The organism is Roseateles chitinivorans (assembly GCF_002761755.1).
Classification (GTDB): domain Bacteria; phylum Pseudomonadota; class Gammaproteobacteria; order Burkholderiales; family Burkholderiaceae_C; genus Roseateles; species Roseateles chitinivorans.
In genome coordinates, this window is the sequence record NZ_PEOG01000025.1 from 17108 (window position 1) to 32623 (window position 15516).

The following is a 15516-nucleotide window of genomic DNA, read 5'->3' on the forward strand; positions in this document are numbered from 1 at the left end:
ACCAAATGCCGATCTACGCCTACCGCTGCGGCGCCTGCGGCCACACGAAAGACGTGCTGCAGAAGCTGTCCGATGCCCCGTTGACCCTCTGCCCCGCCTGTGGCGCGGAGAGCTTCTCGAAGCAAGTCACTGCCGCCGGCTTCCAGCTCAAGGGGTCGGGCTGGTACGTGACCGACTTCCGCGGCGGATCGGGGGGCGCCAGCGCGCCAGCCACGCCGGCCGCCGCGCCGGCCGCCGGTGGCGAGGCCGCCCCGGCCTCCGGTGGGACCACCGCTGCCTCGTCCGAATCCTCCTCCGGCACGTCGGCCTCGTCGGGCACCGCCTGCGGCGGTTCCTGCGCCTGCCACTGACGCCGAGGCCGGACCCAGGCATGAGAAAGTACATCATCACCGGCCTGCTGGTCTGGCTCCCGCTCGCGATCACCGTCTGGGTGCTGCTGTGGGTCCTCGGCATGATCGACGGCGTCTTCGTCTGGCTGCTGTCGGCGGTTGGCGCGGTGCTGCCGCTGTCGGCGCAGACCTCGCTCAAGCAGTTGCACGACATCCCCGGCCTGGGGGTGGTCGTCATGGTGGCGCTGCTGATGCTGACCGGCATGTTCGTCGCGAACATCTTCGGCCAGTGGTGGCTCCGCCAATGGGACCGGCTGCTCTACAAGATCCCGATCGTCAAGAGCATCTACAGCTCGGTCAAGCAGGTCTCGGACACGCTGTTCTCCTCCAGCGGCAACGCCTTCCGTGAAGCCGTGCTGGTGCCGTACCCGCACCAGGGCTCGTGGACGATCGCCTTCGTCACCGGCAAGCCCGGCGGCGAGGTGGCCCAGCAGCTGGGCACGCTCAGCGGCGCGGATCCGGAGGATCACGTCGCGCTGTACGTGCCGACGACGCCGAACCCGACCTCGGGCTTCTTCCTGATGATGCCCCGCGCGCAATTGCGGCCTTTGGCGATGAGCGTCGACGAGGCGCTCAAATACATCATCTCGATGGGGGTCGTCGCTCCTCAGGGGGAGCCGGCGATCGTCCTGCCGAGCGAGGCCGCCCGAAATTGACCGGGCTGAGCGCCCCGGCAAGCGCTCAGTCCTGAGGGTCCGCGGGACCCCGCCAGCGCCCATTCCCTGAATCCGTCTTTCCCGCGCTGGCCGCGCGCGTCCCGATCCGCATCGACGCCTCGCCGCCAGCGCCGTCCCGACCATCGAAATTTCCGGAGAACCCCATGCGTACCTGCTATGCCGGCCAAGTCAGCGAGAAGCTGCTGGACCAGACCGTGACCCTGATGGGCTGGGCCCATCGCCGCCGCGACCATGGCGGCGTGATCTTCATCGACCTGCGTGACCGCGAAGGCCTGGTCCAGATCGTCTGCGACCCGGACCGCCCCGAGATGTTCAAGGTGGCCGAAGAGGTCCGCAACGAGTTCTGCGTGAAGATCGTCGGCAAGGTGCGCGCGCGTCCGGCCGGCACCGAGAACGCCAACCTGGTCAGCGGCAAGGTCGAGGTCCTGTGCCATGAACTGGAAGTGCTGAACCCGTCGGTGACGCCGGCCTTCCCGCTGGACGACGAGAACATCTCCGAGACCACCCGCCTGACGCATCGCGTGCTGGACCTGCGCCGCCCGTACATGCAGAACAACCTGATGCTGCGCTACCGAGTGGCGATGGAGGCGCGCAAGTTCCTGGACGAGCACGGCTTCGTCGACATCGAGACCCCGATGCTGACCAAGAGCACGCCCGAGGGCGCGCGCGACTACCTGGTCCCGTCGCGGGTGCATGACGGCATGTTCTTCGCGCTGCCGCAGTCGCCGCAGCTGTTCAAGCAGCTGCTGATGGTGGCCGGCTTCGACCGCTATTACCAGATCACCAAGTGCTTCCGCGACGAGGACCTGCGCGCCGACCGCCAGCCCGAGTTCACGCAGATCGATATCGAGACCTCGTTCCTGAACGAGGAAGAGATCCGCGCGATGTTCGAGGGCATGATCCGCCACGTCTTCCGCAAGGCGCTGAACGTCGAGCTGGGCGACTACCCGGTCATGAAGTACGCCGAGGCGATGCACCGCTTCGGCTCGGACAAGCCCGACCTGCGGGTGAAGCTCGAGTTCACCGAGCTGACCGACGTGATGGGCGACGTGGACTTCAAGGTCTTCTCCGGTCCGGCCACGACGCCGGGCGGCCGCGTGGTCGCGCTGCGCGTGCCGGGCGGCGCGACGATGAGCCGCGGCGAGATCGACAGCTACACCGAGTTCGTGAAGATCTACGGCGCCAAGGGCCTGGCCTGGATCAAGGTCAACGAAACGGCCAAGGGCCGCGAAGGCCTGCAGTCGCCGATCGTGAAGAACCTGCACGACAAGGCGGTGGCCGACATCCTGTCGCGCACCGGCGCCCAGGACGGCGACCTGATCTTCTTCGGCGCCGACAAGGCCAAGATCGTCAACGACGCGATCGGCGGGCTGCGCCTGAAGATCGGCCACAGCGAATTCGGCAAGTCGACCGGCCTGTTCGAGGACAAGTGGGCGCCGCTGTGGGTCGTCGACTTCCCGATGTTCGAGGAAGACGAGGAGAACAAGCGCTGGGCCGCGGTCCATCACCCGTTCACCGCGCCGAAGGACGGCCATGAGGACCTGATGGTCTCGGACCCCGGCAAGTGCGTGGCCAAGGCCTACGACATGGTGCTCAACGGCTGGGAGCTGGGCGGCGGTTCGGTGCGTATCCACCGCGCCGACGTGCAGGCCAAGGTCTTCGAGGCGCTGAACATCAGCCCCGAGGAGCAGCGCGTGAAGTTCGGCTTCCTGCTGGACGCCCTGCAGTACGGCGCACCGCCGCACGGCGGCCTGGCCTTCGGCCTGGACCGCCTGGTGACGCTGATGACCAAGGCCGAGTCCATCCGCGACGTGATCGCCTTCCCGAAGACGCAGCGCGCGCAATGCCTGCTGACGGGCGCGCCGTCCTATGTCGACGAGAAGCAGCTGCGCGAACTGCACATCCGCCTGCGCAACCCGGGCGCGGCGTCGGCCTGATCGCCCTCTGAGCGGCGGCGCCCGTCGGCGCCGTCCGCCACCCGTATATGCTTCCGCCTTCCGCCGACCAGGCGGCTTCGGACGAAACGGACATGGCGATCGGCGAGCAGGGTGAGGGTGTTGGCAAGGGCCGGAGCGGGCGGATGCGTCCCGCGGGCGCGCGGCGCGGTGGTGGTGTTGCCGCGCGGACGGCGCTGTCGCCACAGGCGCGCTGGGAGCGGCTGGTCATGCGCCGTCCCGGCTTGGCGCTGCCTCGGCTGCAGCGCATCATCGAGCGCGAGAGCGAGCCGCCGTTCCAGGCGCTGCTCGGGGCGTTCTTCATTCTGGAGCGCTGGGGCCGCGGGCCGGAGCTGCAGCGGGAACTTGAACGTGCGCTGAACCGTGCCCATCAGCAGCGCTTGCGCGAGGAGTCCTCGGAACTCAGCGAGGCGCTGGGGCGTCTGCACTACCAGCGCGGTGATTACGTCCAGGCGTGCAATGCATGGAGCGAGGCGCTGGAGCTCACCGGCGATGCCACACGCTGGGCGTGCCTGGCCCGCATCGGCCTGGCGCAGCTGTGCTTCGCGCTGGGCGACTGGGCGCGTGGCGGACGCATGCTGGACCAAGCCGAGCGCCACTATCCGCAGCTCACGCAGGACGCCTACCTGCGCGCCAAGATCGGCCTGAACCGGGCCGTGTCGCTGCGCGCGACGCAGAGCCCGCAGGCGGCGATGGCGCGGCTGGAGAAAGCCCGAGCCGCCGCGCGTGAGGCCGGCCATCTGGATTACCAGGCCGAGGCCATGTGGCATCACGCCCGCTGCGCGCGCGACACCGCCGCGGCTGCCGAGGCGCTCGCGCTCGCCACGCAGGCGGAGTCCCTGGCGCGGCGCTGCCGCTACCGCTGGCTGCAGGCGCAAGTGCTGTTGCTGATGTCGGAGCTGCTGTCCGGCGCCGAGGCGGTGGCCCCGGCCGAGCAGGCCCTGGCGCTGGGCGAGGCGCTGCAGTCGCGTGCGGTGCAGGCGCTCGCGCATGGCCGCCTGGGCCAGCTGATGGCCGAGCAAGGACAGTTGGGGCCGAGCTGGCATCACCAGCAGCAGCGCCAACGCCTGGAGGCGACGCTGGCGCTGCTGGGGCAGACGGAGTTGCCGGCTCGCCTGGAGCAACTGGCGCGCTTCGATGCGGAGCCGCCGCAGGAAGAGGCGCCGGTCGCCTCGCGCCACGAAGCCGCGGCGCAGGCGCAGGCGCTGCTTCAGACGATCGAGCGGATGAGCCAGTCCACCGACGAGGCCGAGCGAGCGGGGATGCTCGCCGACGCGCTGGAGGGCGCGCGTCGGCTCGTGGCGCGGCTCGGCTGACGGGCCGGCGGCACACCGATCGGTCAGAGCACCGAGATCCCCGCCGAGGTCAGGACAGCGATCGCGTCGGTGGTGCTCAGCTGGGCCAGCGTGATCGTCAAGTCGGCCTGCGCGAAGTCGCCGTGACCGTCCGCGTCGATCTGCAGGACCGCATGACCGTTGGCGTCCACCGTGCGGTTGAAATACTGCGCCTCGAGGCCGGCGTCGAATCCCTGCAGCAACTGCGTCACGTCCAGCCGATCGCCCTGAGCGTTGGTGAAGTCCAGGACGGTGTCATGGCCGTGCTGGCCCTTCAGCCACTGGAAGGTGTCGGCCCCGGCGCCGCCGACCATCGCGTCATTGCGCTCCGTGCTGACCAGGACATCGTTGAAGCGGCTGCCGACGATCACGGTCTGCGCCTGCTCGGCGTCATGGTCGATGCGGCGGCCATCGAGCACCACCGCGTCCCCCTGGTCCATGCGGACGGTCAGGCTCGGCATGCCGTTGGCGGACACGGTGGCCGAGGTCAAGGTCAGCGTGTTGGCGGATCCGTTGTCCATCCACACCTGCGCCAGGCCCTTCACACCGCCGGAGAACGCGCCGAAGTCGAGGTTCGCGGCGCCTGACAGGTACAGCGCGTCCTGCCCGTTCAGGCCGTCCATGCGGGTGACCGCGGCCTCGCCGGCATAGGTCAGCACATCGTTGCCCGCCGTGCCCAGCAACGACTGGACCGTTGGCGTGGCGGTCCCCTCCTTGTCGAGGAAGACGAGAAACTCGTTGTACATCGCCTGTTGGTAGTAGCCGGTGTCGACACCGGCGCGGAGGCCGTGCCAAGCCAGCTTCCACTCGGTCCCGGTCTGGAACTGATCCGCCAGGGTGCCGTCGGAGATGACCCTGACGCCGTTCTCGAAGATCACCTGTCGGCCATCGGTGTAGTTGATCGAGGCCGAGCCTTGGTCGGCGTTGCCGCTGTGGGCTTCGAACACGAGGTCGTTGCTGCGACCCAGCAGCGCGTCCGACGCGCTCAGCGCGCGCGTCAGGCGCGCGCTGCCGTCGTAGCCGTTGACGTCGAACACGTAGCCTCTGCCGGCAGTCGCTTCCGGATAGCAGGCGCTCAGTCGTCCGCCATCGACGTCACCGAGGTTGAACAGGGTGCCGTCGGCGCCGCCCTCCGACTGCACCTTGGCGTACACCACCGCGCTTTTCCAGTCGGTCGCCGCGACGCCGTCGGCCACCATGTAGTCGTTGTTGGTGCCGTTGCGCCCGTTGTTGAAGCTGATCGCCGCGGAACCGTCGGCGCGCTGCACGACCACGCCCTCACTGACGATCACCCCCTGCCGGGTCGCCTCGGTTTGCGACATGTCCCGGCCATTGCCGGACTGGTCGTACCACCGGGTCACGAAGCCCTGGTCCGACACGCTCCGGCCGACGAAGTCCAGCAGCGCCGTCCGGTCGAGCTCGCCATTGACGTCGAATCCGATGTCCTGCTCGGCGTTGTCCGAACTGCGCCGCACGCGGATCGCGAAATCGTTCTGCCGCGGATTCAGGTCGCGCAGGCCATAGGCGGCCTGCAGGCGGTTGATGTCGATCTCGTTGATGTTGCCGATGCCGACACCGTCGGAGATCTCCCCCTTGGCGGGCGCTTCGAGGCGGACCACCAGCTTCTCGTTCACCTCACGGTAGTAGTCGCCCGAGACGCTGAAGCGGATCATCTTGCTCGACTCGCCGGCCTCGAACCGGACCTCGCCGGAGTCGATGCCCTGGAAGTCCCGACCCGAGTCCGTCGCCAGGTCGCTGGCCGAGCTGGCGTTCCGGTCGAGGGCATAACGGACGCTGCCGGCGTCGGTGAGGTCGCCGCTGCGGGTGACCATGAACACCATGTCCCGGCTGCCGCTGGTGCCCTCGATCACATGCGAGTCGGAGATCGAGTACATCGAGGCGGCGACACTGCCGCTGCCCGTGCGCACGGTGACGTTGCCTGCGAGGTCCGCCGTGCTCGCCTTCACCTGGACGGTGTCCCCGATAGCGAACTCGCGCGCGAGTCCCGACGCGGGCTTGGCGGTGGCGGTGTCGACGGCCCAGTGGCCGGTCGCATCGGAACGGGTGGCGTAGCGGACCTCGTAGCCATTGGACAGGTCGTTGTCGGTGTCCACCTCCACGGTGACCGCCATGTTGGCATCGGTGGTGCCTGACAGCAGCGGGCGCGGCGCGAGCGCATGGCCCATCGTCAGCAGGCTGGGCGGCGACTGCGTGTCGATCGTGACCTGGCAGGCCGCCGATGTCCGTCCGTCCGCCGTCGCCACGAAGCGATGGGCGCCGTCGCTCAACGCGGTGCCGGTGTAGGCGAGGCTCCAGCGTCCGTCGCTGCCGGCGACCGCCGTGCCCAGCATTTCGCCGGTTCCGGCGCTGCCGTCGGCGTCGCGGTCGTCGAACACGGTCACCGTCGAGCCGGCCTTGGCGAAGCCCGTCAGCCGCAGCGGCGCGGTGTCGCTGCCGTTGGCGGCGGTCACGCCATCGTTGTTGTGCAGGCCGCTGTCCCCGGCGCGGTCCAGCGTCACCACCGGCGTGTCGGGCGTGCGTACGTCGATCAGGGTGCGCGCGGCGACGGCGCTCACATTGCCGGCGCGGTCGGTGGCCGTGATCTCGATCGTGCGGCTGCCTGTCGCCGTGTTCGCTTCGCAGCGGTAGTACAGCGCGTTGAGGATCTGGACCACCTGCTCGGGGGTGAACGGGATCTGCGGGTCCTCAAGGGGGCGGGACGAGATCGTCACCGTCGGTGGCTCGCCGGCCACCGCGTTGAATTCCATGAACAGGCGCAGGCCGGGCAAGGTGGCGCCGAGGTCCATCGCCATGTTGCCCTTGCCCAGGTCGTACATCCGGCTGAGGTCGTCCGGCGAGCCGGCGGGGATGAAACCGAACAGCTCCCGCCGCGTGGCATCGGTCGCGAAGGCCCCGCTGACCGAGCTGGTGAACTTCAGGGTCAGATGGACGATCGCGGTGTCATCGGCCACGGTGATGCGCGTCGGGCTGCCGATGGCGAAGGCCATGGGCGCGCCGGGCGTCACCGCGATCGACTGATCGAGGCCGGGCTCCCGGCTATTGAGGTCGATGACGGTACCGACGGTGTCGTAGCTGATCGTGGAGGTGGCGGTGGCGGTGCGGTCGAGGTGGTCCACGACCGTGATGGTGTAGCTGCGCGCGCCCTGCAGCGGGGCGGCTGCCGTGTTCTGCAGCGTCAGCGATGCCAGCATGGCCTGCGTCTGGGCCGTGCTCGCTTCCGATCCGTCGGCCAGCAGGAACACCAGCGTGTCGCCGGCCTGTACCGACCGCCATTCAGTGCCCGCGACAGTGAAGTGGGTGGCACCGCTGCCAATCGCGGTGACATTGCCGCCGTCCGTGCTGGACAGCATGTCATCGCGCCCGATGGCGGATCCGCTCAACTGGACCTGAACGCTACGGAAGGTGGCATCCGGGTTGGCGTGCGTCAGCACGGAGCCGGTCGACCACAGCGACAGCGGCTGGGCCAGCGACGTCGTCACCACGTCCGTGTCGAGCCCGGCCGCCGCGCCGTTGAGGTCGAGGGACGGGACCCGCAGGTCGACCGTGACCTGGATGGCAGATTCCCGGCTGACGTTGCCGGCGACGTCCACGGCGCTGAGCCACAGGAGCCGGTCGCCCTCGTGCGGACGGGCCTGCGCGTTGTACAGCCGGATCCCGTTGGTCACGAAGGCGGCTTCTTCCCCGCTCAGCGGTCCGCCGTCCGTGCGCCCGATCACCAGCGTGCGGGTGGCGCTGTCGTAGCGGTAGGCCATATTTCCCAGGCCGCCGATGACGACGTCATCGGCGTGCGCGTCTTCGTCGAGCTTGAGCGTTCGATCGAGCAGCAGCCGGTCGTTGACGAGGTCCAGGGCATCGCCGCCGATCCGAAGCCGCAGCTCATGGACGTCCCGTGAGGCCAGCGGGAAGTTGTCCTCGGTCAGCGCGACGCCGGTGGAGAACGTGTCGCGGTCGACCGTGCGCGTCGACGTCGTCTGGACGCCGACCGTGGGCAGCAGGTCCAGGTCCTGCATCCGCGTGAGCAGGGTGAAGTCCAAGGTGGTGGTGCTGCTGGTGCCGCCGGCATTGCTTTGGCGGGCCAGCACCGTCATCGCTCCATCGGAGCCGAAGGCGCTCGCCGCAATGGCGTCGCCCGATCCGGTCCGCCAGGTTTGACCGTTGTCCAGGCTGTACTCCCAGGTGGCGTCCGCAGCCAGCCCGGTCACCGCGATGGTGGCGTCGTTGGTGATCGCATCGGCGTCGGAGTGGCCCGTGTCGCGCGCGAGCTGGAGCGTCAACGGTGGCGGGAGCGGGATGGGCTCAGGAGGGACAACGGGATCCGGCGGCTGGACGGGATCCTGCGGATCTGCGGGGTCGTCGATGTGGCCGGGATCCGGCGGATTGATCGGGTCATCGATGTGGCCCGGATCCGGCGGATTGATCGGGTCATCGGTATGGCCGGGATCCTGCGGGTCGATGGGGACATCGGTATGGCCAGGGTCCTGCGGGTGGACGGGGTCGTCGTCGTGTCCAGGATCCTGCGGGTTGATGGGGTCATCGGTATGGCCGGGCTCCTGCGGGTCGATGGGCTCATCGGTGTGGCCGGGATCCTGCGGGTGGGCGGGGTCGTCGGTGGGACCGGGGTCCGGCGGGCGGACGGGATCATCGGCATGGCCGGGGTCCTGCGGTTGCGCGGGACCCTCGGTGTGACCCGGGTCCTGCGGCGCAGCGGGCTCACCAGGTTGCGGCGAAGTCGCTCCCGGTTGCTGGGTATCGTCCGGACGGGTCGGAGGGAGCGGCGTCGGATGTGAAGGCTCGGGCGGTCTTGGCGGCAGGTCACCGCCCGGAAGGGCGGGCGGCATCGGCGCAGCGCTGCCTTTGCCGCCCCCACCGTCTGAGGCGAGAGCGGCGCCGGCCAGCGTCAAGCCCATCAACACCCAGGGCACCGCCTGGCGGCCTTCTTCGTTCGCGGCCGTGGGCGGGGTCGCGCAATCGCCCGAGGTCTCGCCGTCAAGGGCAGTGGTCTGCGACGAGGCTTCGGGCGCGACGCATGCGGCGCTGGTCTCCTGCGGTTCCGCCGCCGTCTCGGGCTGAGCCAGATCAGCCTCCGCATCGTCGACGGACGCGGCCGGCGCTTCATCACGACGGAGGCGGTGCGGTGCGCCGGGCGGGACGAGCGACGCCCCGGCAGCCGGGGAAGAGGGGCTGACCGGGGCGGCGTGGGCGGTTTGCACCGCAGAAGGCGGCTCGGCAGCGTGAGCGGTCGCGCCGACGGCGTCCGAGCGGTTGGAGGTCGAGTCAGGGCCTTGGATGACCGGAGCGGTAGAGCGAGCGGTGGACATGATGGGTGATGGGGTTGAATGGAAACCCGATCAGTCTCTGCACCGTCGTCCGTTCGCTCCATAGCTGCAAGCGGCAAGTAACGAGGGGGTCACTAGCAACTATGAGTTGGTCAATTTGCAGCATTCGACAAAGCCCCCCCAATCTGAATCAGATCACCGACTGTCCCCCGGCATTCATGAGGGCGATCGCCGCAGCCGACGTCGGCTCCGTCAGCCTGACGAGCAGGTCGGCCTGCGCGAAGTCGTCCGCGACGCCTTGCAGCGGGTCGGCGCGGACTGCCTCGATGCGGCCCAGGCCCACCCCGTCGTCGATGGCGCCATGGATCGGCGCCTCCAGCCGAACCACGACCTGCTCGTCCGCCTCGCGGTCGGCGCGCTCGTGGACGGTGAAGCGGATCGTCTTGCTGCTTTCTCCGGACGCGAATGCCAGCGTGCCGGCGCTCGGGCCTGAGAAGTCGAGGCCGCCGGCCAGTTCGTCGGCGGACTGGCTCGCGGTCGTGGACGCCCGATCGACCGCGAAGCGCACGCTGCCGGCCTCGCTCAAGTCGCCGCTGCGCGAGACCGTGAACACCATCTGCCGCGAGCCCTCGGGGCCATCGATCACCTGCGCGTCGGAGATGCGGTACTGCGTGTCCGCCACCAGCGCCTCCGCGGTCCGGACGGTGAGGTTGCCGGCGCGGTCGGCCGCGAGCACGCGCAGGTGGACCGTGTCGCCCGCTTCGAACCGGTGCGCGGTTCCCACGGTGGGCGAGGCGAGGCCCGTGTCCACGCGCCAGTGCCCATCGGCGTCGGCGCGGGTGAGGTAGCGCAGCTCATAGCCGTTGGCCGGGTTGCCGTCGGTGTCGAACTCGACGGTGACCTCGGCACCGGCCTCGGTGGTTCCGGTCACGACCGGGCGGGGGCTCACGGTGGCACCGACAGCCACCACGCTGTCCGGAGCGGTCGTGTCGACGGTCACTGCCAGCAGCCCGGAAGTCAAGCCGTTCGCGACCGCGCCGAAGTGGTGGGTCCCGTCCGCCAGCGACGCGCCGCTGAGTTGGTACTGCCAGCGGCCGGCGCTGTCCGCGACCACGGTGCCCAGCTCCTCGCCGACCCGGAACCGGCCATCGCCGTTGGCGTCCCGGAACAGCGTCAGCGTCGCGTCGGCCGCGGCGTAGCCGCCGATCGTCATCGGCGACGCGGCGCTGCCATTGGCGGACGTGAGCCCGTCGTGCGGCGACACGCCGGTGTCGCTGGCGCGTCCGAGCAGGACGACCGGCGTGCCGACCGGCTTGACGTCGAGCGTGGCGAGCGTCGGAACGACCCCGACGTTGCCGGCCCGATCCGTCGCGGTGATCTCGAGCTGACGCAGGCCCGCGACCGGCCCGACGCCGCTGTGGTAGGCCAGGTGCTCGAGGAGGTAGTTCGTCATGTCCGCCGTCAGCGTCATGTTGGGCGTGATCGTCACCACGACCGAGCCGTCGGCGGGACGGGTGCAGGCCATGTCCAGCAGCAGACCTTTGACCCAGCCCACCGCCGTGAAGGCCCATTCATGGCCCAGGTCGCCCAACCGGAAAAGCTGGTCCGGCTTGTCCCGGTCGTAGAAGCCGAACAGCTCCGCGTCGGTCCGCTGGTCGGGCCCCGAGGGCGAATTGGATGCGAGCGCACCGGCGACCGCGCTGGTGAACCTGAACTTCAACTCGACGACGCCGCTGGTCTCGGCCACCTGGGTCTTCGTCGGCGTGCCGAGCGGGACGGCGATGGGCACGCCCGACGCGACCGTCAGGCCGACATCGCGGCCGGGCGCGGTGCCGTCGAAGTCGATGAGCGGCGGTGTGGTGTCCAGCGACAGGACGCTGGTGGCCGAGCCGGTCCGCCCCAGGTGATCGGTGACGGTGACCTTGAACTGCCGGGCGCCTTCCAGCGGCTGCGTCGCGGCGTTGCCCAGCATCAGCGACTCGAGCAGCGCCTGCGTCTGGGCCGCGCTGGCCCAGGCGCCGTCGTCGAGGCGGAACACGATCCGGTCGGCGACGCGGGTCGCCTGCCATGTGGCGCCCGCCACGGTGAACCGGGTGTCGGTCTGGTCGAACGCCGTCACGGTGCCACCGTCCTGACTGCCCAGGACGTCGTCCCGGCTCGCGCCCGAGCCGCTGGCCTCGATCGTCACCTGCTGGAAGCGCGCGTCGGGATTGGCGTGTCGCAGGCCGGCGCCATCCGGCAGCAGCGGACGCGGCGTGTCGAGGCTCCGGAACACGATGTCGGCGTCGAGGCCGGCCTGGACGCCGTTGAAGTCCAGCGTGGGGACGCGGCTGTCCACCGTCACCGACACCCGCGCCTCAGCGCCGAGATTGCCCGCGACATCGAGCACGCTCAGCGTCACGGTCCGTTCGCCTTCGCGCGGGCGTTCCTGCAGGTTGTTCAAACGGATCGCGTTGGTCAGCGCGGCGGCTTCGGAACCGGTCATCGCGCTGCCGTCGGCGCGCCAGATCGCCAGCGATGCGGTCGCCGCGTCGTAGCGGTAGGCCAGGCCCTCCAGGCCACCGATGCGCACGCCTTCCGCCTCGGCGCTCCGGTTCAGGTCCAGAGCGCGGTCGAGATGGAGTCGGTCGTTGAGCGGGTCGAAGCCGTCGCCACCCAGGCGCAGACGCAGCTCATGGAGGTCCTGCAGGGTCAGCGCTTCTGCCGTGGCGGTCAGCGCGATGCCGGCGGCGAGCGCCGCGCGGTCGACGACCTGGTTCAGCGCCGCCTGGGGGCCGGGTTGCGACGAGAGATCCGGCGTGTCGGCGTGGGTGTGAAGGACGAAGCGCAGGGTGCGGATCGCGCTGGTGCCGTGGGCGTCGGTCTGCCGAGCGAGCACCGTGTGGAGACCATCCCGGGGGAACAGGGCCGCCTCGAGGGCGTCGCCCTGGCCATCTCTCCAGGTCTGCCCGCGATCGAGGCTGAACTGCCAGCTGGCGCCCGACGCCAGCCCGGACACGGCGACCCGTGCATCGCGGGTGTGGCGGTCCGTCGTGGAGAGTCCGCCGTCATCCGCCAGTGCGAGGAAGGGAGGCGGCGGGAGCGGCGCGGGATCCGTCGTGACCGGGTCCGCAGGCGGTAGCGGGTCCACGGGTTGTCCAGGGCGGCCCGGATCGACCGGCTGGGTCGGCTCATCGGTCTTCGGGGGCTCCGACGGGGGATGGGAATCCTCCGGCGGAGTCGGGTCCTTCGGAGGGGTCGGGTCGTCCAGAGGGGGCGGATTTTCGGGCGGGGTGGAATCGCCAGGCGGGTGCGGGTCTGTCGGACCGGTCGAGCCCCCCGGTTGGGCTGGTTCTGTCGGCCGGGCCGGATCGGCAGGCAGCGAAGGATCCGTCGGCGGCGGGGGCTCCTGAGGCCGCGCGGGCTCCGCGGGCCGCTCCGGTCCGACGGACTGGGGTGGAGCGACAGCCGGGTCGCGTGGCGTGTAGCCCCGGCCGGTGGCGATCAGTCCGAGCGCCCCGATGGCGGTGAGACCGACCCCCGGCCAGACCCAGCCGACGGCGGCCTTGTCGTCATCGCCCGAGGTCCCGGCGGGCACCACGCAGGGAAGGCTCGTCGTCTCGACCGTGGGCGTCGGATCGTCGGAGGAGGGCGCGGGACAGTCTGGCGTCGTCTCCGTCGCCGCCGCCTCGACGGCCGGGGCCGCCGCCGTCGACATCGCGGGCGGCTGCTCGCCGCCGGCGGCCGGCCGGTCCGCCGCTTCGTCCGCGGGTCGCTTTTCGCGGGGAACGACCGAAGCGACGACCCCTCGCGGGGATGCCGCCCGGGAGGGCGGCGGCGAAGCCAGGGACGCGGCGGCGAGCGATGTCGAAGGGGCGGTCAGGGGGCGATGGTCAGACATGGGCAAGACGGGGATCAACAAGGAAGCCCGCAGTGTTCCGAGCCGGAACCGTTCGATCGATGACCGGAAACAACGTGAGATTGGCGGTCCCTAGCAGAGTTCAGTCAGCTGAGGCCCGCAGAAACACCGCTCCGGAAGGCTCGGGTCGGGAACCGGCCCGCGCGCCCGCCTCACCGCGCGGTGTCTCACCAGATCGCGAGGCTGGAGGTCAGCACCCGCTGCAGCCAGCTGCGCCGAGCGGCCTCGGACACCTCGCCCTGGCCCGCGAGTTCCATCCGCGCATTGACGACATCGGCCGAGGCCACCTGGTTGCCGGTGCGGATGTCTTGCGGATTGACGACGCCCGAAAAGCGCAGCGTCTGCAGCCCGCCGTTCATCGCGATGCTGCGCTCGCCGGCGACGACCAGGTGGCCGTTGGGCAGCACGTTGATCACCGACACCGCCATCTGGCCGCTGAGGCTGCCGCTGGCTTCGGTGTCGCCGCTGCCCTTGTAGGCATCGCTGCCCGAGGCGGTGGCATCGGCCTTGAGCAGCCGGTCGATGATGCCGACGCTGCTCGAGCCGCCCGGACCCTTGACCGCGAGCTTGTTGTCGCGGCTGGTGTCGGTCCTGCTCTTCTGCGCGGCGCTGAGCGACTCGCTGATCGCGACCTTGAGCGAATCGCCGACCTGGCGCGCGCGCCGCTCGCTGGTGAAGAGCGAGGCGGCGGCCATGCCGGGCTGGTAGATCGCGCCGTTGTTGACGCGCTCGACATAGGCGCCGTCGAGCGCCGGCATCACCTGCACCGGTCCCTGCACCAGTGTCGGCGGGTGCGAGCAGGCGGCCAGCGCCACGGCCGGCAGCAGGGCCGCGGCGCGGCGCCCGGCGATGAATGGGTTGAACATGATTCCCTCGTCGATGCTTGTCGTTGGAACACGTCGCGGCGGCCGACCCGGCCGCCGCGACATCCGGCCTCAGCCTTCGAAACCGGTCAGCAGCGCCCGCACCACCGGCGCGAGCTTGTTGCGGGTGCTGGCCCACTTGCCCAGGCCCATCGTCGCGTCCTCGCTGCGGTAGCTGCTGGCGGCCATCAGGCGGCCGCCGGCGTCGTGCAGGCTCAGCGTCGCCTGCGCCAGGTAGGGCCGGATCTGGTCCGACAGCGGCGGCCGATCCCACTGCTGCAGGCCCTGGTAATGCACCCAGGCGGGGCAGGTCTCGTCGCCGGGTCGAACGCCGGGCTCGAAGACCCGCGCCCGCACCTCGTGCTCGCGCAACTCGGCGATCAGCGCCGGCACGAACTCGGGGAGCGCGAGCGCGCGGTTGTATTCGATGCAGACGCGCTCCGGCAGCGCCGCGTCGTGGAAGACCGTCTGCGACGCATGCGCCGGGCCCTGGCCGATGGCCACCGTCGCCATGCCGGCCGTGGCCTTGGCCAGCTCGATGCCGGGCATCGGGCTCAGCAGCGAGCAGCCGCCCAGCGCGGCGCACAGGAGGAGGGCGGCGGCGCGCATCGTCAGAGGATCTCGTCGATCAGCGCCTTGCCGGCGACGGCTCCGGCCGCGAGGTAGCCGGCGACGCTGCTGCCGAGCTCGCCCGCCTCCTTCATGACGGTGCTTGCGCCATGGGCGACCGCGTCCTTGACCTCGCCCGCCAGTTCGGTCACCTCGGACACGCCGCTGGAGACCGCATGGCCCACCGCCTTGGCGCCGTCCTCGATCGCCTGCAGGCCGTCCTCGCTCCAATGGACGACGGTGCTGACGGCGTTCTCGCCGCCCTGCCAGGCGGCCTGCGCCAGGCCGATCGCGCCGGCGGCGACGCTGCCGTACTCGCGGGCATTGAGCTCGAAGCTGCCGCTCGGCCGGCTGACGAGCTGACGTGACGCGACCGGCGCGGCGCCGGTGCCGTTGATGTGGGAGACCGTGGTCATGACCCCTCCTGGGTGTGTGGTTGGTGAGGTCATTCTTCCGGCGGCCGGCACGGCGGATGCCCGCATGAGCGTAGAGAG

The 15516-nt window shown here is 70.3% G+C and carries 11 protein-coding genes; 6 read left to right on the plus strand and 5 right to left on the minus strand.

The genetic code is table 11. From position 1 onward, the window contains the following. The first annotated feature begins 5 nt into the window (after positions 1 to 5). From CS062_RS11065 to CS062_RS11080, 4 genes are all read left to right on the plus strand, one after another. Positions 6 to 350: an FmdB family zinc ribbon protein gene (locus CS062_RS11065; protein ID WP_099861700.1), complete on the plus strand. Its 345-nt coding sequence runs from the start codon at positions 6 to 8 to the stop codon at positions 348 to 350. 20 nt (positions 351 to 370) lie between these two features. After that, entirely contained in the window at positions 371 to 1045 is a 675-nt protein-coding gene (locus tag CS062_RS11070; protein WP_099861701.1) for a DUF502 domain-containing protein, read from the plus strand. A gap of 164 nt (positions 1046 to 1209) precedes the next feature. Then, complete coding sequence (aspS, locus tag CS062_RS11075; RefSeq protein ID WP_099861702.1) at positions 1210 to 3003, plus strand: aspartate--tRNA ligase; 1794 nt, start codon at positions 1210 to 1212, stop codon at positions 3001 to 3003. Between the two features lie 47 nt (positions 3004 to 3050). Next, entirely contained in the window at positions 3051 to 4337 is a 1287-nt protein-coding gene (locus CS062_RS11080) for a hypothetical protein (protein WP_143742312.1), read from the plus strand. Between the two features lie 23 nt (positions 4338 to 4360). On the opposite strand, the gene CS062_RS11085 is transcribed toward CS062_RS11080, so the two are convergent. Beyond that, entirely contained in the window at positions 4361 to 8650 is a 4290-nt protein-coding gene (locus CS062_RS11085) for a type I secretion C-terminal target domain-containing protein (RefSeq protein ID WP_158238749.1), read from the minus strand. Between CS062_RS11085 and CS062_RS26175 the strand changes: the two genes are divergently transcribed. After that, entirely contained in the window at positions 8618 to 9163 is a 546-nt protein-coding gene (locus tag CS062_RS26175; RefSeq protein WP_158238750.1) for a hypothetical protein, read from the plus strand. The genes CS062_RS11085 and CS062_RS26175 overlap by 33 nt on opposite strands. 679 nt (positions 9164 to 9842) lie before the next feature. On the opposite strand, the gene CS062_RS11090 is transcribed toward CS062_RS26175, so the two are convergent. Further along, positions 9843 to 12782: a hypothetical protein gene (locus CS062_RS11090; RefSeq protein WP_099861705.1), complete on the minus strand. Its 2940-nt coding sequence runs from the start codon at positions 12780 to 12782 to the stop codon at positions 9843 to 9845. 370 nt (positions 12783 to 13152) lie between these two features. On the opposite strand from CS062_RS11090, the gene CS062_RS11095 reads away from it, so the two are divergent. Next, positions 13153 to 13626 (plus strand): hypothetical protein, encoded by a 474-nt coding sequence (locus CS062_RS11095; RefSeq protein WP_099861706.1) that lies wholly within the window; start codon positions 13153 to 13155, stop codon positions 13624 to 13626. A gap of 91 nt (positions 13627 to 13717) precedes the next feature. Here CS062_RS11095 and CS062_RS11100 read toward each other — a convergent pair whose 3' ends face one another. The 3 genes from CS062_RS11100 to CS062_RS11110 form a co-directional block, all read right to left on the minus strand. After that, a complete protein-coding gene (locus CS062_RS11100) occupies positions 13718 to 14416 on the minus strand; it encodes a flagellar basal body L-ring protein FlgH (protein ID WP_233218017.1) in 699 nt (232 codons plus the stop codon). Between the two features lie 69 nt (positions 14417 to 14485). Beyond that, the gene (locus CS062_RS11105) at positions 14486 to 15022 is read right to left on the minus strand and encodes a cell division protein FtsI (protein WP_099861707.1); all 537 of its coding nucleotides are present in this window, start codon (positions 15020 to 15022) and stop codon (positions 14486 to 14488) included. Positions 15023 to 15024: 2 nt separating this feature from the next. Then, positions 15025 to 15438, minus strand: a complete 414-nt coding sequence (locus tag CS062_RS11110) for a hypothetical protein (protein ID WP_099861708.1) — start codon at positions 15436 to 15438, stop codon at positions 15025 to 15027. Between the last annotated feature and the right edge of the window lie 78 nt (positions 15439 to 15516).

Bases quoted from the DNA above. Each gene is read 5' to 3' on its own strand.
- CS062_RS11065 (WP_099861700.1), top strand. From the start codon at position 6: ATGCCGATCTACGCCTACCGCTGCGGCGCCTGCGGCCACACGAAAGAC.
- CS062_RS11070 (WP_099861701.1), top strand. From the start codon at position 371: ATGAGAAAGTACATCATCACCGGCCTGCTGGTCTGGCTCCCGCTCGCG.
- aspS (WP_099861702.1), top strand. From the start codon at position 1,210: ATGCGTACCTGCTATGCCGGCCAAGTCAGCGAGAAGCTGCTGGACCAG.
- CS062_RS11080 (WP_143742312.1), top strand. From the start codon at position 3,051: ATGCTTCCGCCTTCCGCCGACCAGGCGGCTTCGGACGAAACGGACATG.
- CS062_RS11095 (WP_099861706.1), top strand. From the start codon at position 13,153: ATGGCGGTGAGACCGACCCCCGGCCAGACCCAGCCGACGGCGGCCTTG.
- CS062_RS11100 (WP_233218017.1), bottom strand. From the start codon at position 14,416: ATGTTCAACCCATTCATCGCCGGGCGCCGCGCCGCGGCCCTGCTGCCG.
- CS062_RS11105 (WP_099861707.1), bottom strand. From the start codon at position 15,022: ATGCGCGCCGCCGCCCTCCTCCTGTGCGCCGCGCTGGGCGGCTGCTCG.
- CS062_RS11110 (WP_099861708.1), bottom strand. From the start codon at position 15,438: ATGACCACGGTCTCCCACATCAACGGCACCGGCGCCGCGCCGGTCGCG.